This is a genomic window from Micromonospora sp. NPDC051227 (assembly GCF_044455385.1).
GTDB lineage: Bacteria > Actinomycetota > Actinomycetes > Mycobacteriales > Micromonosporaceae > Micromonospora.
Map to the genome: position 1 here is coordinate 386,543 of NZ_JBITET010000006.1, position 19,237 is coordinate 405,779.

Consider the following 19,237-nt stretch of genomic DNA (forward strand, 5'->3'; position numbering starts at 1 on the left):
GGGTCTCCGGCGTGGGGGCGCCGGGGTGGTCAGCGGCTGCGGGCGAGCGCCGCTCGGGCAGCGGGGGTCAGCGCGTCCCCGATGCGGTTGGCCAGCTCGGTCATCTCGTAGGAGACCTTGCCCACGTCACACTCGGGCGCGGCGAGCACCAGCAGCGAGGCGCCGTCGTTGAAGGCCATGGAGAACATGAACCCGCCCTCGAGCTGGGTGACGTTGGAGATCACCGCGCCGGCGTCGAAGAAGGCCGCCGCCCCCCGCAGCAGGCTGACCAGCCCGCTACCCGTGGCGGCCAACTGATCGGCCCGGTCCGGTGGCAGGTCGCGGGTGGCGGCCACCATCAGGCCGTCGCTGGAAATGGCGATCGCGTGGCTGACCTCGGTCGCGCGGGCCGCGAAGTTGTCCAGCAGCCAGCCGAGATCCTGTTGGTCGGTCACGTGCTCTCCTGTCGCGTTATTTGTTGGCGAGGTTGATCGGGGTGCGCCGTCGGTTCGCCACGCCCCGCGCGTACGCGGCCATCGCCGTCGCCACCTGTGCCGGGTCGCGGTACTCGGACCGTTGCTGCTGCTGGGGCACTGTCACACCGCCGGGCACGAGGTGCCGTTGCGGCTGCCGTTTGGGCAGGCCGGAGTTGGTGGTCGTGGCGACGTCGGGGGTGTGGGCCTGGGCGGCCGTACGCCAGGCGTCGTCGGCGGGGCTGGACCACTGCTGGCCGTTCTGGCCGTCCTGACCGTCGACGACGTCGTTCTGGAACCAGTGGTTGACCTGTTCGAAGATGAGCAGCTCCTCGGTGGGCGCGTCACCCCGGTCCGGGGGTGGGGGAGCCGGTCGGAAGACCGGCGCGGCCGGCAGGGTCCGTTCGGCCGGCGGGCGTCCGGCGGTGGGTTCGGGGCGCGGCTGGTACGGCGGCGGGGGGGCGGGCGTCCGCGCTGCCCGCCGCGACAGCCGGCCGGGTGCGAGCAGGTACTCCTCCGGTGGCAGCGACCGGATGATGGCCGCGGGCAGTGTCGCCTCGGCGAGGATGCCGCGTCGGGGGCCGCGTCGCAGTTGGACGGTGGCGCCCAGCCGGGCCGCGAGCTGGCCCACCACGACCAGCCCCATCGCCCGTACGGCGGCCACGTCGATGGCCGGTGGGCGGGCCAGCAGCTCGTTGAGTTGCTGCATCCGCTGCGCGGACAGCCCCACGCCCTCGTCGCTGATCTGGACGATGACGCGGTCTCCCAGGCTCCGGCCGCTCACCCAGGTCTCGCTGCCCGGCGGCGAGTACGTCGTGGCGTTGTCCATGAGCTCGGCGAGCAGGTGCACGACCTCGTCGACGGTCTTGGCGGCCACCGCGACGTCCCCGTCGATCATGCCGAGCCGGACCCGCGCGTAGTGCTCGATCTGGGACAGCGCTGCCTGGAGCACCTGTTGCAGCGGGACGTCGCGCTGGCGTACGCGACCCACGCCGACACCGCCGAGTACCAGCAGGCTGGCGTTGATCCGGCCCATCCGGGTCGCCAGGTTGTCCAGTGTGTACAGCTGGTCGAGTCGGTCGGGGTCGGTCTCGTCCCGCTCGACCAGGTCGACCTGGGCCAGGACGGCGTCGACCAGTCGCTGTTCGCGGCGGCTCAGGTGGATGAAGATGTCCGCGGTGTTGGCACGCATGACGGCCTGTTCGGCAGCGGTCCGCACCGCGGCCTGGTGCACGGCACTGAACGCCTGACCCAGTTCGCCGATCTCGTCGTCGCTGGACGGTTCGAGGGCGGCACTGGACTGCTGGTGGGCCAGCTTCTGTGGGTCGACGGTGGCGCTGCCGGGCTGTTGGAGCTGGGCCACCACGGCAGGGAGCTGTTCGAAGGCCACCGCGTTGGCCGCGTCCCGTAGCCGGCGCAGCCGTCGGGTGATCTGCCGCGCGACGGCCCAGGTCACCAGCGCGGTGAGGATCAGGGCCAGGAGGACGCTGGCCGCCTCGGCAACGGCCCGTTGGCGCTGGTCGGCGTGCGCGGCCCGAACGTCGTCGCGGACCGCGTCGTCGACCCGGGCGCGCAGGTCGGCCAGCCGGGCGGCGCGCGTCTGGGTGGTGGACACCCAGGCGTCGGTCTCCAGTTTCAGTTGCGCCCCCGGCTGGGCCCGGGACACCTCGTCCTGCATCCGTTGCAGGGTGAGAGCCTCCTTGCCGGTGCCAGCCTGCTCCCACCAGACGCTCCACTCCGGTGGGGCCAGGGCCAGGAACGACAGGCTCGACTCCGTGTAGCTGGTGCGGGCCGCGGTGATGTCCTGCTGCATGGCCGGGGTCAGCTCGCCGCCGGCGACGGCGCGCAGCACGGCCACCTGTTGCTGACCGATGGCCTCGGCCGTCTTCGACAGCGCCGCCGAGGCCCGGATCCCGTCGGCGAGCTGGGCGTCGACCACGCCGTGCGAGACGTTCTCCCGGAAGTTGATGAGGTCGGCTATCGCGATGCGGTAGCTGAAGGTCATCGCCGACACCGACGCGTGCGTGGCGGTGCGCACCTGGGTGCGCAGCGGGGCGAGGCCGTCCAGTGCCGCGTCGATGCGCCGCAGCAGAGCCGTGTTGGTGTCGTTGTCGGTGGACAGCCGGTCACGCTGCCCGCGGTAGCGGACGACGGCGTCATCGGTGGCGACCATCTCCGCGCCGAAGGCGTCCTGCTGCTCCGGCCGGGCATAGGTGAGCAGGTCGGCGGCGGCGATGCGTTCGCGTTGCAGCCGGTAGGCCAGGTCGCCGGCCTCGGCACCGACCTGCGCCAGGATCCGCAGGTCGCTGGCCCGGGCCGTCTGGCGTGCGCTCTCGGTCAGCGCGAGACCGGCGAAGCCGATCACGGCGACGAGCGGGGCTGCGACGATGAGCCGCATTCGGCCGGCAATCTTCCAACCGCGTCGACGGGTCGGGTAGGGTCTGGCCGCGTGGGACCGGGTGCTCGACGCCAAGATTGACTCCCACGACTCGTCGATGACGGTCTATCGCACGTTGCCGAATGCAAGTCCCATTCGGCCGGAAGTCGCGCTCGTAGACCAGACCTGGCCGTGGTACAAACTGCCCGTACCAGCATCTGTACCCAACGTCAGCGACCGGTGACGCCCCGAGGTCGTAGCGGATTCGTCGGGTCAGCGCTGGTGGTCGAGGGGCCCGGCCGGCGGGTGTCGCCGCTCCGGTTCATCCGATCCGGGTTGACCGTTGAGCACCTGGCCGATCAGCTCACGCAGCTCGTCGATCGCGTCCACCACCGCGCCCGGGTCGCGCGCGTCACGCCGTCCACGCTGACGCGGCACCTGCCGATCCAGTCGAGCCGGTTCCGGCGCGCGGGGGCCTCGGCGACCGTCGGCCGCCAACTGCTCGGCCGCGACCTGGGGCCACAGTGCGGCCAGCCGGCCGCCGGTGCCGAGCACGTCGTCGCAGCGCAGCGCGAACTCGTGACTGCCGAACCGGCGCCCTGACTCGACCGCCGCGACCGTCTCCCTGCTGAACCGCACCAGGTCCGCCAGGGCTCGTTGGGTCAGGCCCCGTTGGACGCGGCAGTCGCGCAACTCCCGTCGGAACCGCTGACTGGCCGCAGAGTGAGCCGAGCTCGACGGGGACGTGTGCTCCATGCGCTCACCTTCGTGGAACGGACATTCAGCGGCGGCCACCAGATCGAGATTGGCCGATGAGCCGAACATTCACAGAGGGCAATTCTTAACCCAGGACGCGATGAGTGTGAAGACGTTCACCGGCATGGATCGTCGGGAAAAGCGGGAAAGGTGCGCGCCGGCCCCGGTGTCGGCACCCGGATGCGCCGGGTGGAGCGGGCCACGTCGCCCATCCCACCCTCGACCTGTCCGCAGGTCAGCACCGCTGGCGCTCGCGAGTTCTCAGGCGGCGTGCACTTCGGCCGTCGCGCCATTCCGTGCCGCCAACACGTCCGCGGGTGCCGGAACGCCGATTGTGGCGAGCAGCGTGCGGTGCGCACGAAACGCGACATTGGGTTTGTATGAGCGATGTTGCTCCGGTGCCAACCTTAGCCCGGGAATGGCTTCGGCGAGCCGGCTGAGGGCGATCCCGGCCTCAAGCCGCGCCAATCCCGCGCCGATGCAGAAATGTGGACCGTGGCCGAACGACAGGTGATTGCCCACATCGGCCCGGTGTGGGTCGAACCGGTCCGGGTCATCAAACGCCGCCGGGTCCCGGTTCGCGGCTCCGATCAACAGCAGGCAACGCGCCCCGGCGGGGATCGTCACCGCCCCCACTGTGACATCTCGGGTGGTCACCCGCAGCCACCCGTCGATGGCGGGCGCGAACCGCAGCGTCTCGCCCACGAAGGCGGGGACGAGCCCCGGGTCCGCGGTGATCGCCGACCAGCGCTGGGGGGTGGACAGAGCCTGGTCGAGCGCGTGCGCGAGCAACCCGGCAGTGGTCTCGTGGCCCGCGACCAGGAGGTTGAAGGCAAGGCTCGCCACCTCGGGCACCGTCAGCACGCTGTCGTCGTCGTCCCGGTATTCCAGGGCGCGGCTGATGAAGTCCTCGCCCCGGTGTCCACTGTCCAGCCGTCGGCGGACCAGGTCCTCGCAGTAGTGCCAGAACTCCAGCAGGCCCTGGGCCAGGCGTACCTGCTCGGCCGGGTCCGGCTGCCCCCAGATGAGGGCGATCTGGCCGTCCGCCCAACTCCTGATGCGCCCGATGTCGGCGTCGGGCACCCCGAGGATGTCCAGGACCACCAGCAGGGGGAGCTCGGTCGCGAACTCCGGGATCAGGTCGACATGGTCGCCCTGGCGGGCGGCGAGACGGGACACCAGCTGGTCGACCCGGCGTCGGATGATCTCTCCGTACTCAGCCTCGACCCGCTCGGCGGTGTTCGCGAAGGTCGCCCGTAGGGCCCGGCGGGTGCGCGGGTGCGTCGGCGGGTCCGCGGCGGCCGTCGTGGGTGGCGCGTCGATCTGCATGATCACGTTCAGTGCCGATGGACACACCTCGTAGACCGGGGCGAGGGTGAGAGCGTTGGCGAATGTCGTGGCGTCGGCGAGGGCCCGCCGGACGTGTGCGTGCCGGCTGATCAACCACAGGCCCAGATCCTCGGCGTAGTGCACCCCGTCGGGATCGTCGAGAATGCGTCGCCACATGCTTGCCGGATCGGTGAGATAGAGCCCGGTGAACGGATTCAACCGCATGGAAAGCCTCCTGATGCACGCGGCGCTAAACCGGCAGCGCTCCCATTTGGCGATCCACTTCAGCCGGGCCGATAATGGCGTGCATCTGCCTCTGGCTCTTTACGGTGCGCTGGCCGGCCGCACAAGTCAAGATTGGTTCTCGTCTATTTATTGGTCGGCTTAATTGCGTGTTGCAACAGCGGAGCGAACCTGGCCAGATGCAAGTTGCGGCGCGGTCCTTGCCCCGAAGTCGACCCGGCCGGACGGTGCAATCAACTCGCCGCTTTCGCTCATGACCGGGGAAACGACCCCCGAGACGACGAGTGACGCCGGAGTCCGGTCACCGACCGCGACGGAAGGGGCCGGCGCCGACGGAAGGGGCCGAGCCCCGGGCGGGCCGAGCCGGCCCGCGACACGCCGTCCACGCGTCGCGGGGGTTCCGGCCCACGCCGGAACCCCCGCGCTTCTTCTTGTCGCAACGGCCCGGTCAGCGCGCAGCGGTCAGGGCGCCCACGGGGCGGCCATGTTCCAGGTGCTGTCGGCGGTCCACGACGTCGGCGTGTTGTACGCGTCGCCGCCGGCGCCGTTGCTGAGCCAGACCTCCGCGTTGTAGTGCCGCAGGTACCTACCTCGGAAGTTGTACGACTCCAGCGACACGCCGGTGCCGGTCAGGCCGGTACGGGCGCACCAGGTGGCGTCGGCGCGCAGCAGCGCGGAGCCGTCGTCCGGCGAGTTGCGGACCCGGGAGTTCTGGTGGCGCAGGTACTGCCCGGGAAAGTTGACCGACTCGAACGAGTAGCAACCGGCACCGGCCAGACCGGGCCGGACGGCGTACGTGGCGTCGGCCTTGAGCAGGCTGGAACTCGCGGCGTCGACCACCTCCGTGTAGGCCAGGCTGTCCTGGTGGCGTAGGTAGCGGTTGGTGAAGCCGGGCGTGGTCACCTGCAACGACCGGCGGGTGTTGACCGGCAGGGCGACGGGTGCCGAACTGCCGATGGCCTTCGAGGCGTTGATCAGGGCGGTGTTGGCGGAGCGTACCCGCGCCTGGTCCATCTTGATCACCTGTCGGTCGTAGGTGAGGAACCCGTTCAGCTCACCCTCCAGGTCGGTGATCTCGGTGTAGATCGAGGCGCTGAGCCCCTTGCCGAGCATCAGGTTCTGGGTGCCCTGCACCAGCCCCACGTACCGGTCGGTGAGGGCGTTCGAACTGGACTGCCACTCGTACGCGAAGAAGTTGCCGCTAGGGCTGTACTCGTGGCCCGGCGTGTGCAGGCCCAGGCCGCCGAACTCACCGAGCACCGCGATCCGGCTGCTCGACGGTACGGGCGAGTCCGGGCCGAGGTAGACGTGCCAGTCGTCGATGTCGCCGTTGCCGGGGTTGCCGAGGGACTGGCAGCAGTTGTGGCCGCTGTGCGGGTTGACCAGACGTGTCGGGTCCTGGTTCTTGATGTTCTGTGCGACCCGCCGGGTGTCGGCGAGGGACCGCTCGCCCCAGCCCTCGTTGTAGGGCGTGTACGCGATCACGGCGGGTGAGCTGCGGTGCTCGTCGACGATCTCGCGTGCCTCGGCCTCGAACTGCGCTTGCTGGGCGTCGGTGGGGTTCACGTCCTGTGCGGTCAGCGACGGGATGTCCTGCCAGACCAGTAGGCCGAGCCGGTCGGCGTGGTAGAACCAGCGCTGCGGCTCGACCTTGATGTGCTTGCGCACCATGTTGAAGCCCAGGTCCTTGTGTTTCTGCAGGTCGAAGGCGAGGGCGGCGTCGGTGGGCGCGGTGTAGAGCCCGTCCGGCCAGTAGCCCTGGTCGAGGGTGCCGACCTGGAACACGAACTGGCCGTTGAGCTTGGGGCGCAGCACCCCGTTGACCAGGCCGGTGGTGATCTCCCGCATCCCGAAGTAGTGCGTGGTCCGGTCCACTGTGGCGCCGGTGGCGCCGCGAAGGGTCACCCGGAGGTTGTAGAGGAACGGGTCGTCGGGTGACCAGCGGCGAGCGTTGGGCACCGGCACGCTGAAGTCGGTGAAGCCGCCGGTGGCCGAGCCGACCACTGTGGTGCCGTTCAGCGCCTCGGCGAGCACGCTGTGCCCGCTCACGTCGCCTCGGGTGAAGACCCGGACCCGCACCGTGTTGTTGGCGAGGTTCGGGTAGACGTCCACGCTGCTGATCGAGGCGGCGGGCACCGGCTCCATCCACACCGTCTGCCAGATTCCGGAGCTGGGGGTGTAGAAGATCCCGCTGGGCGTCTTGGTCTGCTTGCCGATGGCGGGCAGGCTGCCGTTCTGCCGGGTGTCGGTGGGATCCCAGACCTTGACGACGATCTCGTTCGTCCCGGTGGTGAGCTGGGGCGTCACGTCGAAGGTGAAGGCGTCGTAGCCGCCGGTGTGCGCGCCGACCCGGACACCGTTGACCCAGACGGTGCTCTGCCAGTCGACGGCGCCGAAGTGCAGCAGGGTGCGCCGACCCGACCAGTTCGCCGGGATGGTGACGGTGCGTCGGTAGAACAGGTAGTTGCGGTTGTCGTTGGCGGCCCGCTGGATGCCGGACAGGGCGCTCTCCACAGGGAAGGGCACGTTGACCCGCTCGGGCAGGTTGGTGCCGAACTGCGGGGCGTCGTCGGTCGCCGACTGGCGTAGCTGCCACTCGCCGTTGAGGTTGAGCCAGTCCGGCCGCGTCATCTGGGGCCGCGGGTACTCGGGCAGTGGCGTGCCGGCCAGCGCCTGGCTGGTCCAGGGGGTGGTCAGTGGCGGCGTCTTGGCCGGTGCGGCGTACGCCGACGAGGCGGGCGCGGCGAGCACGCCGGCGACCAGGGCGATGGCGAGCAGCAGTGGCAGGGCGGGGCGGATGGGGACGTGACGTGTCATGCCGTCTCCGGGTGAGGAGTCGCCGCGGGCGGTGCAGCCAGGCCCGAAGCGCGCGGGTGGTGGGCATCGGGTGGTCATTGACGAGGGACGGGCGTCAGCGACGGATGTCGGTGGGATCTCCACCCGGCAACGGCGGCCGGAATATTGACATCCATCATCACCTGTTTAACGTTATAGAGCCGCGCCGACCCTCCCGTCAATGCTTGTTCGTCAATGCCCGGTCGGCCGGCCCGGTCGAATTCGCGAAAGGTTGGGGATGGGCGTCAACCTGAAGGACATCGCCCAGCGCGCCGGTGTCTCGCTGGCCACGGTCTCGAACGTGGTGAACGGGTACCGGCCGGTGGGGGAGCGGACCCGGCAACGGGTGCAGCAGGCCATCGACGAACTCGGCTACAGCCCGAATCTCGGCGCCCGGCACCTCCGCAGGGGCCGTACCGGCCTGATCGCCCTGGCCATCCCGGAGCTGACCAACCCCTACTTCGCCGAGCTCGCCGAGATCGCCATCTCCGAGGCCGCAGCGCTCGGCTACACACTCGTCATGGAGAACACCGCCGCGGATCGGGGGGCGGAGCTGGCGCTCCTCGACGGCTCCCGGCAGCGCATCATCGACGGCCTGATCCTCAGCCCGGTGCGCATCGGCCGGGAGGAGGTGCTGGCCCGGACGGCCGGCAGCCCACTCGTGCTGATCGGTGAGGGAGTCTACGACGTGCCGCACGACCACATCGCCATCGACAACGTGGCCGCCAGCCACGCCGCTATCCGGCACCTCGTGGCGATCGGCCGCCGCCGGATAGCGTTCATCGGCGCCACCCTGGGCGGTGACCGACAGTCGGCCCACCTGCGGGTCCGGGGTTACCGGGAGGCCCTGGCGGCCGCCGGCCTGCCGTACCGACCGCAGTTGGTCGCCGGCACCGACGCGTTCGGTCGGCTCGACGGCATGCGCGCCATGCGTGACCTGCTCGACCTCGGTGACCCGCCGGACGCGGTGTTCGGTTACAACGACCTGGTCGCCATCGGCGCGCTGCGGGCGCTGGCCGAGGCCGGTCACCGGGTGCCCGAGGACGTCGCGGTGGTCGGGATCGACGACATCGAGGAGGGGCGGTTCACTACCCCGACCCTCACCACGATCGCTCCGGACAAGAGGGAGATCGGCCGTCTCGCGGTGCGCCGCCTCATCGCCCGCATCGAGGGCACGGAAATCGCCGGGCCGCTCACCGTGCAGACATCGTTCCGGCTTCTGCGCCGGCAGAGCACCGGCACGCCAGCCGCCTGACCATCGCCCGCCCGCCCGCCGCGCGAGATCCATACCGCCGGTGGTACGACCCAGAGAGGATGACCCACTAGATTCATAATCCTCAATATGATGACCGCTATCTCGACTGCGGTGCGCTCACGAGGCGTGCCATCCTGATGCGGAGGAATGCATGGTTCGCTGGCGTACCCTCACTGGCCTGCTGGCCACCGCGTTGGCCGCGGTGACCGCGGCCAGCCTCACCCTCACCGCACCGGCCGCCGCGGCCGACAGCCCCGTGACGCCGAACGTCGTCGGCGGCACCCGCGCCGCTCAGGGCGAGTTCCCGTTCATGGTGCGTCTCTCGATGGGCTGCGGCGGGGCGCTGTACAGCCCCCGGCTGGTGCTCACCGCGGCACACTGCGTGGGCGCGACCGGCACCAACACCAGCATCACCGCGACGCTCGGGACGGTCGACCTCCAGTCGTCCAGCCGGATCACCGTCCGGTCCAACTACGTCTACCGTGCCCCCGGCTACAACGGCGCCGGCCGTGACTGGGCGCTGATCCGGCTGGCCAGCCCGGTCACCGGGCTGAGCACGCTGCCGATCGCCAGCACCACCGCGTACGACAGCGGCACCTTCACGGTGGCCGGTTGGGGCGCCGCGCGCGAGGGCGGCGGTCAGCAGCGCTACCTGCTCAAGGCGAACGTGCCGTTCGTCAGCGACTCCACCTGCAACGCCAACTACGGCGGGGATCTCATCCCCGCCCAGGAGATCTGCGCCGGCTACGCCAGCGGCGGCACTGACACCTGCCAGGGTGACTCGGGCGGCCCGATGTTCCGCCGCGACGCCAGCAACGCCTGGATCCAGGTCGGCATCGTCAGCTGGGGCAACGGCTGCGCCAGGCCCAACTACCCGGGTGTCTACACCCAGGTGAGCTACTTCGCCTCGTCGATCGCCTCGGCCGCGGCCAGCCTCGGCGGCTGACCGTACACCCGCTCGGGCGGCCCGGACGGCACGGTCCGGGCCGCCCGTTCGTGCGTCCAGATGGGTGGTCGGCTCGTGGGCCACCGGGCCGCGACGGCGGGCGGCGAGTGGGCCACCCGACAGATTCGGCGGGCCGTCAGTGCGCCGCCGGCCGCAGCGGCGATGATGGGCCGGTGAAGATCCTGTCCATCCAGTCGTCGGTCGCCTACGGATACGTCGGCAACTCGGCGGCGGCCTTTCCGCTGCAACGCCTCGGGCACGAGGTCTGGCCGGTCCTGACTGTGCACTTCTCCAACCACACGGGGTACGGCGCGTGGCGGGGCCCGATGCTCCGGGCGGCGGACGTGGCGGAGGTGATCGCGGGCATCGAGGACCGCGGTGTCCTCGGCAGCGCCGACGCGGTGCTCTCCGGCTACCAGGGCGACCCGGCCATGGGCGCGGTAATCCTGGACGCGGTGGCGACAGTGAAGGCGAGCAATCCGGCCGCGCTGTACTGCTGCGACCCGGTGATGGGCGACGCCGGTCGGGGCATGTTCGTCCGGCCGGGGATTCCGGAGTACCTACGGGACACCGTCGTGCCCCGTGCGGACATCATCACGCCGAACCACTTCGAGCTGGACTTCCTCGCCGGCCGTACGACGAACTCGCTGGCCGAGGTGCTCGACGCGGTCGACGTGGTGCGCGCGACCGGGCCACGGCACGTCCTGGTGACCAGCGTGCTCCACGGCGACCTGCCGCCGGACTCGCTGGAGGTGGTGGCGGTCTCCGACGAGGGCGCCTGGGCGGTGACCACACCGCTGCTGCCGATAAACCCGAACGGTGGGGGCGACGTCACCGCGGCGCTGTACCTCGCGCACCTGTGGACGACCGGCTCACCCGCGACCGCGCTGGAACGCACCATCGCCTCCGTCTACGCCGTGCTCGAGGCCACTCTCGCGGCGGGCACCCGGGAGATCCAGCTGATCGCGGCGCAGGACGTCATCGCCGACCCGCCGACCCGCTTCACCGCCCGCCGGCTGCGCTGACGGCGGGTCGCTGACCGCCGACGGGCTGCGTTTGACGACCGTCGCTGACCGCGGACCGGTGGCGGTCAGCGACCCTCGGGAACGGCCATCTCGCCGAGCAGCGACCAGTCCTCCTGCGGCACCGTGGCGTTCACGATCCGCGGCGTCTCGGCCAGGTACTGCGGCAGGGTCTCCTGGGCCGTGCGGAAATGCGCGGACTGGACGTGGGCCCCGCCGGCCTGGTCGTCGCGGAACGCCTCGACCAGCACGTACTCGCTGGGATCGTCCACGCTGCGGGACCAGTCGAACCACAGGCAGCCCGGCTCCGCCCGGGTCGCCTCGGTGAACTCGGCGGCGATCTGCGGCCACCGGTCGGCGTGCTCGGCCAGGACCCTGAATTTGGCGGTAATGAAGATCATGGCCCCAGGCTACCCAGCCGGGCGGGCGCGGGCGACGACCTCCTCGGGGGTCAACGGCGCCTTCGGGTGGTGGGTCAGGCACAGCGGGGTACGGACCTTCACGAACGAGAACCCCTCCCCGGCCGCGTAGAACTCACCGCTGTTGAGCAGGCCGATGTCCGGCAGCCGCCCGCCCTTGGCCTCGGCGAGCTGCCGGGCCGCGTCGATCTGCGCCGGCGCGTTGAGCAGCCCGAAGAACTGCGTCGTCGCGTTGCCGGAGATCTGGTTGTGCAGACCCTTGGGCGCCTGGGTGGCGAAGACCAGCCCGAGGCCGTACTTGCGGGCCTGCGAGGCCAGCGCGATCGAGCTGGCGGTGCAGGCCGTGGTGCCGGTCGAGGGCGCGAGCGTCTGCGCCTCGTCCATCACGAACAGCCCGCCCAGCGGTCGGTCACCGGCGGGGTGCCGCTTGATCCACGCGAAGAGCGCCATCTGCAACTGGTTGACGAAGCTCTGCCGCTCCTGGTCGGAGGTGAGGCCGACAAAGCTGATCACCGACACCCGGGCCCGCCGCCCCGCCGACGGCGTCAGCAGCAGCCCCGGGTCTGCCGGCGCGCCGACCCCGCCGAAGAGCGGATCGGTGACCATCGCCGCCTTGAGCGCCTCGGCCAACTCCTCGGCGAGCTTCCCGGCGCGGGCCAGCCGGCTGACCCCCTCGGGCAGATCGGTGAGGAACTCGGTGAAGCCGGGCAGGCCGACCATCCCGCTGCGCGCGTACGCCTGGAGGGCCTCGGTGAGGACGGCCTTGCCCTGCTGGGCGAGCCGGCTGGAGCGGTCCACGCCCGCCCGTGGCGCGAGTGCCTCCACGGCGGAGCGGACGGCCTGGTCGAACTCGTCGGGCCAGTCCCGCAGGGAGGTGAAGTCGGGCAGCGGCTGGAAGCTCAGCGGCCGACCGGCGGTGACCCGGGGCGTCCACACCACCACCTCGGTGTGGGCGAGGTAGTCGGCGGCGCGTTCGGCGTCACCGGGGCCCCAGCCGCCCGGCGGGTCGGGCCACGGGTCGCCGAGCCGGGCCAGGTCGTTGTTGGGGTCGAGCACGATCGCGGAGACCCCCTCGCGGGCACACTCCTCGACCAGCCGACGGATCAGCACGGTCTTGCCCGAGCCGGACCCGGCGAACACGACCGCGTGGCGGCGCAACGACTCCAGGGGCACCGTGAAGGGGTGACCGCCGTCGACGGCCCGCCCCAGCCCGACGGCCCGACCGCCCTCGCCGACCACGAGGTCGGCCGGGTCAGCGGGTACGGACTCGGCCGGCGCACCGGTCGACGCGTCAACCGGGACGTCGGCGGCCGGCAGGGTCGTCGGGTCGGACTCGGGGCCGCCCGACGGTGGCTCGTCGTCGGTCGTCGGCGGCGGGGCATCCCCGCGCGTTCCGTCGGGCCCGGGCAGGACCGCGCGGAACAGCTCGGTTCCGCTGGCCGGGCGGCGGGCCACCAGCCACTCCTGCAACCCCGTGGACGGCTCGGCCGCCATCACCCGCAGCGCCGCGAAGACCCGCAGGTCCGCCTCCGACACGGCGCACCGCAGGCCGCCGGCCGCGTCGAAGCCGGTCAACACCTCGGTCGTACGCTTCCCGGTCGGCCACGGACCGTTGCGCAGCAGGATCAGCCGCCGCTGTGGCAGGTCCCGGTCCAACCCGGCGAGGGTGCAGGCGGCCTTGACCCGGGCGGTGACGGCGATGGCATTGGGGTGTGCGATCGCGCGGAAGCACCAGTGCGCCTCGTTCTCGGTGGCCTCGTCGAGCACCTCGATCAGCCGCCCGTGCAGCGCGGGCCTGCGCCCGGGCGGCGGATCGTACTTGTAGGTGGCGCCGGTCGGCGCCTGCTCGGCGATCCAGGCGGCCAGGCCGGCGGCGAGCAGCGGCGGCATGTGCTCGTCCTCGCTCTTCGGGTCGACGGCGGCCGACACGTCCGCGGCCTCGACCAGTTCGGCGAACCGCGCGTCCAACTCGTGCAGGCGGCGCTCGTCCGTCGTCGGATCGGCGGAAGCGCCACGGGTGGTGCTGACCGTCGGCGTCGAGTCGGCGCCGTCGATGAGCCGGTCCAGCTCGACCACCTCGTCGCGATCACGGCACCAGGCGATGTGGCGGTCCACCCGGCGGAGCAGGGCGCGTGGCGTCAGGGTGGGTGCGTCGGCGAAGGCGGCGGGGACGATCGGCCAGGTGGGGTGCGGTGGCCCGAAGTACATTCCCGCGTAGGCGGCGGCGAGGCGCTTCGCCACGATGGCCTGCCCGATCTCCGGGGTGGGGATCCGGTCCGGCAAATGCGCCGTACGGAAGCGGTCAGCGACCGGGGTGGGCGCAGTGCGGGTCATCAGCACCCAGGTGTCCGGCAGACACGAGACGACGACCAGCGTGCGGCGGGTGATGTCGCGGAGCTTGAGCAGGCCGTCGGCGATCGGGCCGAGCACCTTGGCCTGGCCGTCCTCCAGACCCTGATGCTGGTTGAGCAGTGAGGTGCTGGTCTGGGCGAACAGCGTGTCGAGCTGGTCCACGGCGATGACAGTGGGGTCCAGGGTCAGGGCCATCAGCCGGGAGATGTCCTGCACGACCTGCTGGGGGGTGCGGATCGCGGCGCTCAACCCCCACGCCGCCCGCGCGGCCGGGTCACCCGGTTCGGAGATCAGGTGGGCGTAACCGACGTCCTGTGCCTCGAAGTCGATGGCGCCGTGCAGGACGAGCGCCCGAGCGGTGTCCTGGGCGTCCCGCCCGACCTCCCGATCGCGCTCGCGCAGCGCCCAGATGAAGGTGTCGAGCTGCGCACGGGTCACCGGTCGGGCGCCGGCGACCGCGTCGCGGACCTCCACCGGCAGGCCGAGCTGGGGGGTGAGTCGACGCAGGAAGGTCTTCAACTGGGTGCCCCAGCCGACGTGGGGGCGGCCCATCCCCTCCACCAGGGCCAGGGCCACGCTCTCCCAGAACGTCTTGCCACTGACCATGTCGACCAGGAAGAAGTAGCCGCCGTCGCCCTGGATCCGTTCGCGGACCGCCCCGAGCAGGTGCGTCTTGCCGGCGCCCGCGCGGCCCTGCATGGCCACCCCGAGCGGCATGCTCGTGTCGTCGGTGCGGGCCCGCGCCACCCCGCGCAGGATCTCCGCGGCCACCTTCTCGTGCAGCTCCGGGACGTTGTGCGGGCTGGGCCGCCAGACGTCGTCAGGGGTGACCGCCGGGTTGAGACTGACCGCTTCCAGCGCGGCCCGCTGGTCCTCCGAGATCATGCCGGGCCGATCGCCAGGGCGTGGTTGTCCTCGTTCCCGATGCGGACGGCCGCAGCCCGGTCCCGTGCGGTCAGTGACTTGGTGTTCGCCACCGGGATGATGCGGACGTCCTCCCGGCCGACCATCGCCCGCAACGCCGCGTCGAGGGCGGCCCGATCGGTGTCGGTGAGCCGGTCGCGGACGTCGGCGAGGCCCACCCAGGCGCCCGGCGCGGTGGCCAGATCCCGGTACGCCGAGCGGACCAGTGCCTCCACCTCCGCCGCGGACACCGGTGCCGCCGGTGCGGCGGTCGCCGCCCTCACAGTGGGTGCCGGTGCTTCGGGTCGCGGCTCGCTGAGGGCGGCGGCCGTCGCCTCGGTCCGCTTGAAGAAGTCGCCGTGGCTGACCCGGAGCCGGTCCAGCGAACGGTGCAGGTTGGACAGGACGACGAACAGGGACCGGGTCGTCGAGCCACCCGCCTTCGGCGGCGCGGCGGTGTGCAGCTGACGTGCCACCCGCCAGCCCTGCTCGGTCAGCTCGTGGGCGAACGGCCGGTGCGTCCGATCGGTGTCCACCAGGCCCAGGTCGACGAGCTTCGTGTTGTCCTTGCCGGTCAGCGTGAAACCGGCCAGCTCTTTCAGCTCGACGTTGGTGAGTCGGCGTGCCTCGACCATCAGCACCACGAGGGCGTTGATCTGGTTCGGCGTCAGGTGCGGGACGTCCGCCGGGCTCGTCATGATGTCTCATCTCCGTGGGGGTACGTGCCGCCCGCGCGTCGCCGGGCCAGCAGCCGACGGATCCCGTCGACCACCGCCGGCGCGTCGGTGAGCACCTGCTCGTTGGTGAAGCGGAGCACGTCCAGCCCGAGAAGTTGCAGCTGTACGTCTCTCCGCCGGTCGTTGGCGAAAGCGATTCGCCCACGATGCTCCGGGCCGTCCACCTCGACCGCAAGACCCTCCGTGGGCCAAAACAGATCCAGACGGTACGCCGTGGCCAGCACGTGCCACTCGTAGGTCTGGTTCCACCGCCGACCCCGCGCCCAGTCGTGCGGCGCGAGCGCGCGTTCCAACGCCTGCTCGGCGGCGCTGTCACCGCGGGGCACGCCCGCGATCGGCGGCCAGGCCAGCACCGTCGACTCCGGCTCGGCGGCGGTGGTCGGAATCCGTTCGGTAGTGCTGGCCAGCCCGGCGAACCGCGCCGGCACCGGCATCGGCACCGAGCGCACCCGGTCGGCGTGGCGCAGCGGCCCGCCGGCCAACCACACGGTGAAGCCGCCGTGCCGCACGAGCCACTCGGCGGCGGCCACCAGCGTCCGCTCGGCGTCGGCGTCGGCGTCCAGGTCGGGCACTGCCACGACGAGTACGCAGCTCTGCCGGTCGTACGCGTCGGCGATCACCCGGGCGAGCCCGGCGGCGCGTACCCCCGGCGCGAAGCGGGACCGGCCGCCGGGGTGGTGCGGGCCGCGCAGCCCTCGCTCGGCGAGGTCGGCCAGGAACGGGCCGAAGTGCCGGGAGCGGGCGGCGGTACGGGCCGCGAGGGCCCGCACCGCGGCCACGCCGAGCGTGCCCTCGCTGTCGAAATGGTCGGCCCCCGTCAGCCAGCGGGGGAACATCGCGAGGGCCGCGGTGTCCAGTTGGTCGAGCACTGTGTCCACGAGGTCACCGAAAGGACGTGTCACAGTCGGCCGGTAGTGCACGATCGCGGGTGCTTCCGGTGGTAACGGGTCGAGTGCCACCCGCAGCAGCTCCGGGTCGATGCCCGGCAGGTGACTGACTCGCCCCGTCGGCGGGGCAGCCCACCAGGCCCTGCTGGCGTCGCCGTTGGCCCGGACGGGGTGCGCCATGGCGGCACCCTACGACACGGGCGGGCGCGCCCGGGACCCCTCGGTAGCGAGGCGGTGCGCTCGCGGCTCAGCGCAGCCGGCGGATGTCGCCGTACGCGCGGTAGTAACCACCGCGGCTGGACTCGCGCACCTCGGTCACCAGGTAGCGGGCGCCCGGCTCGCGGATCCCCTTGGGGAACTGCACCGACCAGTCGCGCCGGTAACCGTCGGACAGCACCTGAACCCGCAGCCGCCCCCGATCGTCCAGGCACTGCACGACCACGCCCGCGCCCGAGTCGCTGGTCACCTCGACGATCGTCGGCTGCACCGGCTGGGGCGCCTGGCGGGGGGCCTTGATGTCGCGTACCTGGGGCACGTTACCGGCCTGCGCCGAGCGGATCGCCGGCTCACTCGCGTCGATGCAGGCCAGATGGCCGCCGGTGGTGACGACGTAGAGCCGGTCGTCGTGGTACTGCATGGAGTACGCCGAGCCGCAGCCGGTGCCGAGCTTCCACAGCCGGGTGCCCGCCGCGTCGAAGCAGTAGATCGAGGACTGGCTGTCACCGGCGAAGACGTACTCGCCGCCCTCGGCGGTGGCACAGGAGAAGACCGGGGCGTCGCACAGATAGGTGCGTTCGTGGCGACCCGACTTGGACAGCCGCACCACCTCGCGGCTGCTGGTGCCGGCGAACACACTGCCGTGCTCCTGCCAGCCGAAGAGCACCGAACCGGTTCTGGTGTGCCACAGTTCGCTGCCGGTCCGCCACTCGTAGCCCGTCACGCCCTGCGAGTGGCCGTGGTAGATGGCGTCGTCGTCGCACCGCACCATCCAGGCCGAACGCCCCCGCCCGGGGCGACGCCACAGGAACTCGTCCTCATGGTCGACGGCGGTGATCCCGCCGTCGGCGTCGGAGACGCCGAGGACGCCGTCGTGGATGTCCAACCAGTAGATGTCGATCTCCGGGGCGATCGCGTACGCCACTCGGGGCACCTTGCCGGACAGGTCGTAGACGTTGCCGTCGTCGCAGCCGGCGTAGATCCAGGCGTCGTCGGCGACGATGCACTTCACCCCGTCGGGAAGGCGGACCTGGCTGCGCACCTGGGCGTCGTGGTCGAGCGTGGTGATGACTCCGTGCTCGTTGCCGACCATGCAGTGCTGCCCGTCGACGAAGATGCCGAAGGCGGGGGCGCCGGAGTCGTAGCGCCAGAGCACCGGGGCGGTGTGGGCGGTGGAGCGGGTGCTCACGATCTGCCGCCGCGACACGGTGCGCTTCTGGCGGACGCCGGGGACCGCCGGCGCGTAGCCCTTGCGGATCTTCTCCCCGATCTTCTTCGCCGCGGCGGCCCGGGCCCGGGCGTTGTCCGGGTAGGCACTCGCCTTGACCTGCCCCTGGTCGCCGATTCGGCCGTAGCGCACCGTCAGCGTGGCGTTGTCGACGATGACCTCGTAGAACTTGTGCGCACCGTCCACTTCGGACAGTTCGAGGTAGGTCGTCTCCTGGGACATGGGGGGCCTCCGAGGGTCAGCGAGCGGCGCGATCCGGCCGGCGCGGCGACAGTGACCACACGTTAACGGCGACCCCCGACAGAACCGGCGTCCGGCCAGCGCAGCGCGTCGTCGCGGAGCACCGCGTGCGCGCCGACGCTCTGGTTGACGATCTGCGTCACCCGCACGTCGACAGCGATGCTGGCCAGCGCCACCGCGTCCGGGCGGCTGAGGCCGTGCAGTCGCTGCATCAGGGTCAGCATCGAGTCCAGGGCGGTGAACGTGGCGTCGTCGAGGGAGGCGCCGACGCCCATGGCCAGCCACGCGTCGGGGGTACGGGCCACCGGGCCGGTGACCGGAAAGTCGTCGCGTACGTCGACGGTCAACGTCACCTCGTCCATCGGACACTCGATCGCGGTGCCGCCGACCTCACCGTCACCCTGTGCGGCGTGCCCGTCCCCGACGGAGAAGAGCGCGTCGTCCACCGGGATCGGCAGCAGGAGGGTGCTGCCGGCGGTGAGGTCCCGGCAGTCCAGATTGCCGCCCCACGGGCGCGGTGGGGTCGTCGAGTGCAGCCCAGGCTCGGCGGGTGGCATGCCGAGCACTCCCATGAAGGGTCGGAGCGGAACCGTGTGTCCGTGCTGGTTGCGGCCGGTCATCGTCACCGGGTCCAGCGTCCAGGCGTGCACCACCTGGTGATCCTGCACGCCGTAGTGCTTGTTGAATTCGCTCGGCCAGCCGCCGGCCACTGTGGTTCCCCAACTGCCCGGGACGACCGCGTCGATGCGTACCGCGAGGGTCTGACCAGCGCGCGCACCGCGGACGGCGACCGGACCGATCAATGCGTGTCCGTAATCGGGCCGGTGCTGCGGCACCCGGGGCCGGTCGCGGTTCGGCCCGCCGGGGTACGGGCCGGCGGACCACCAGCAGTCCAGGGTGCGACAGGTGACGGTGTCGCCGGGGTCGATGGTGAGCACCGGCGGGAAGTCGGGGGAGAAGTGGCCGTGCAGGCTGTCGTCCCCGGGCGTGAGGGTGTGTCGCATCAGTGCAGGCTAGTGGCAGTTGGTCCGCGCGCCGGG

14 protein-coding genes are annotated in these 19,237 nt (G+C 71.5%); 3 read left to right on the forward strand and 11 right to left on the reverse strand.

The genetic code is table 11. The features are described 5' to 3' along the window. Positions 1 to 29 precede the first annotated feature (29 nt). The 5 genes from ACIA47_RS18440 to ACIA47_RS18460 form a co-directional block, all read right to left on the reverse strand. Positions 30 to 434 carry a roadblock/LC7 domain-containing protein gene (locus ACIA47_RS18440; protein WP_030490280.1) on the reverse strand — a complete coding sequence of 135 codons (405 nt, stop codon included), beginning with the start codon at positions 432 to 434 and terminating at the stop codon, positions 30 to 32. Between the two features lie 16 nt (positions 435 to 450). Beyond that, on the reverse strand, positions 451 to 2,850 hold the full coding sequence (locus ACIA47_RS18445) for a nitrate- and nitrite sensing domain-containing protein (protein WP_396709319.1): 2,400 nt from the start codon (positions 2,848 to 2,850) through the stop codon (positions 451 to 453). A gap of 252 nt (positions 2,851 to 3,102) precedes the next feature. After that, the gene (locus ACIA47_RS18450; protein ID WP_203117103.1) at positions 3,103 to 3,585 is read right to left on the reverse strand and encodes a helix-turn-helix transcriptional regulator; all 483 of its coding nucleotides are present in this window, start codon (positions 3,583 to 3,585) and stop codon (positions 3,103 to 3,105) included. Between the two features lie 261 nt (positions 3,586 to 3,846). Beyond that, entirely contained in the window at positions 3,847 to 5,139 is a 1,293-nt protein-coding gene (locus ACIA47_RS18455) for a cytochrome P450 (protein WP_396709321.1), read from the reverse strand. A 480-nt stretch (positions 5,140 to 5,619) separates the two neighbouring features. Next, positions 5,620 to 7,974, reverse strand: coding sequence for an AbfB domain-containing protein (locus ACIA47_RS18460; RefSeq protein WP_396709323.1), 2,355 nt, complete (start codon positions 7,972 to 7,974; stop codon positions 5,620 to 5,622). A gap of 256 nt (positions 7,975 to 8,230) precedes the next feature. Here ACIA47_RS18460 and ACIA47_RS18465 point away from each other — a divergent pair, with 256 nt between their 5' ends. The 3 genes from ACIA47_RS18465 (at position 8,231) to pdxY (ending at position 11,218) form a co-directional block, all read left to right on the forward strand. Beyond that, on the forward strand, positions 8,231 to 9,247 hold the full coding sequence (locus tag ACIA47_RS18465) for a LacI family DNA-binding transcriptional regulator (RefSeq protein WP_396709325.1): 1,017 nt from the start codon (positions 8,231 to 8,233) through the stop codon (positions 9,245 to 9,247). A gap of 151 nt (positions 9,248 to 9,398) precedes the next feature. Next, entirely contained in the window at positions 9,399 to 10,193 is a 795-nt protein-coding gene (locus ACIA47_RS18470; RefSeq protein ID WP_112584497.1) for a trypsin-like serine protease, read from the forward strand. A gap of 173 nt (positions 10,194 to 10,366) precedes the next feature. Then, positions 10,367 to 11,218: a pyridoxal kinase PdxY gene (gene pdxY / locus ACIA47_RS18475; protein ID WP_203117116.1), complete on the forward strand. Its 852-nt coding sequence runs from the start codon at positions 10,367 to 10,369 to the stop codon at positions 11,216 to 11,218. Positions 11,219 to 11,283: 65 nt separating this feature from the next. On the opposite strand, the gene ACIA47_RS18480 is transcribed toward pdxY, so the two are convergent. The 6 genes from ACIA47_RS18480 to ACIA47_RS18505 form a co-directional block, all read right to left on the reverse strand. Continuing rightward, positions 11,284 to 11,616 carry a putative quinol monooxygenase gene (locus ACIA47_RS18480; RefSeq protein WP_203117119.1) on the reverse strand — a complete coding sequence of 111 codons (333 nt, stop codon included), beginning with the start codon at positions 11,614 to 11,616 and terminating at the stop codon, positions 11,284 to 11,286. A 9-nt stretch (positions 11,617 to 11,625) separates the two neighbouring features. After that, positions 11,626 to 14,871 carry an ATP-binding protein gene (locus tag ACIA47_RS18485; protein WP_396709328.1) on the reverse strand — a complete coding sequence of 1,082 codons (3,246 nt, stop codon included), beginning with the start codon at positions 14,869 to 14,871 and terminating at the stop codon, positions 11,626 to 11,628. Further along, complete coding sequence (locus ACIA47_RS18490) at positions 14,868 to 15,587, reverse strand: hypothetical protein (RefSeq protein WP_396709330.1); 720 nt, start codon at positions 15,585 to 15,587, stop codon at positions 14,868 to 14,870. The genes ACIA47_RS18485 and ACIA47_RS18490 overlap by 4 nt, the downstream gene beginning before the upstream one ends. Further along, positions 15,584 to 16,693 (reverse strand): endonuclease domain-containing protein, encoded by a 1,110-nt coding sequence (locus ACIA47_RS18495; RefSeq protein ID WP_396709332.1) that lies wholly within the window; start codon positions 16,691 to 16,693, stop codon positions 15,584 to 15,586. Before ACIA47_RS18495 ends, ACIA47_RS18490 begins: the two co-directional genes overlap by 4 nt. A 67-nt stretch (positions 16,694 to 16,760) precedes the next feature. Beyond that, entirely contained in the window at positions 16,761 to 18,179 is a 1,419-nt protein-coding gene (locus tag ACIA47_RS18500) for a PQQ-binding-like beta-propeller repeat protein (protein ID WP_203117133.1), read from the reverse strand. Positions 18,180 to 18,241: 62 nt separating this feature from the next. Then, complete coding sequence (locus ACIA47_RS18505) at positions 18,242 to 19,201, reverse strand: acetamidase/formamidase family protein (protein ID WP_396709335.1); 960 nt, start codon at positions 19,199 to 19,201, stop codon at positions 18,242 to 18,244. Positions 19,202 to 19,237: the final 36 nt, after the last annotated feature.

Bases quoted from the DNA above. Each gene is read 5' to 3' on its own strand.
- ACIA47_RS18480 (WP_203117119.1), bottom strand. From the start codon at position 11,616: ATGATCTTCATTACCGCCAAATTCAGGGTCCTGGCCGAGCACGCCGAC.
- ACIA47_RS18465 (WP_396709325.1), top strand. From the start codon at position 8,231: ATGGGCGTCAACCTGAAGGACATCGCCCAGCGCGCCGGTGTCTCGCTG.
- ACIA47_RS18455 (WP_396709321.1), bottom strand. From the start codon at position 5,139: ATGCGGTTGAATCCGTTCACCGGGCTCTATCTCACCGATCCGGCAAGC.
- ACIA47_RS18450 (WP_203117103.1), bottom strand. From the start codon at position 3,585: ATGGAGCACACGTCCCCGTCGAGCTCGGCTCACTCTGCGGCCAGTCAG.
- ACIA47_RS18460 (WP_396709323.1), bottom strand. From the start codon at position 7,974: ATGACACGTCACGTCCCCATCCGCCCCGCCCTGCCACTGCTGCTCGCC.
- ACIA47_RS18495 (WP_396709332.1), bottom strand. From the start codon at position 16,693: ATGGCGCACCCCGTCCGGGCCAACGGCGACGCCAGCAGGGCCTGGTGG.
- ACIA47_RS18445 (WP_396709319.1), bottom strand. From the start codon at position 2,850: ATGCGGCTCATCGTCGCAGCCCCGCTCGTCGCCGTGATCGGCTTCGCC.
- ACIA47_RS18485 (WP_396709328.1), bottom strand. From the start codon at position 14,871: ATGATCTCGGAGGACCAGCGGGCCGCGCTGGAAGCGGTCAGTCTCAAC.
- ACIA47_RS18470 (WP_112584497.1), top strand. From the start codon at position 9,399: ATGGTTCGCTGGCGTACCCTCACTGGCCTGCTGGCCACCGCGTTGGCC.
- ACIA47_RS18490 (WP_396709330.1), bottom strand. From the start codon at position 15,587: ATGACGAGCCCGGCGGACGTCCCGCACCTGACGCCGAACCAGATCAAC.
- ACIA47_RS18500 (WP_203117133.1), bottom strand. From the start codon at position 18,179: ATGTCCCAGGAGACGACCTACCTCGAACTGTCCGAAGTGGACGGTGCG.
- ACIA47_RS18505 (WP_396709335.1), bottom strand. From the start codon at position 19,201: ATGCGACACACCCTCACGCCCGGGGACGACAGCCTGCACGGCCACTTC.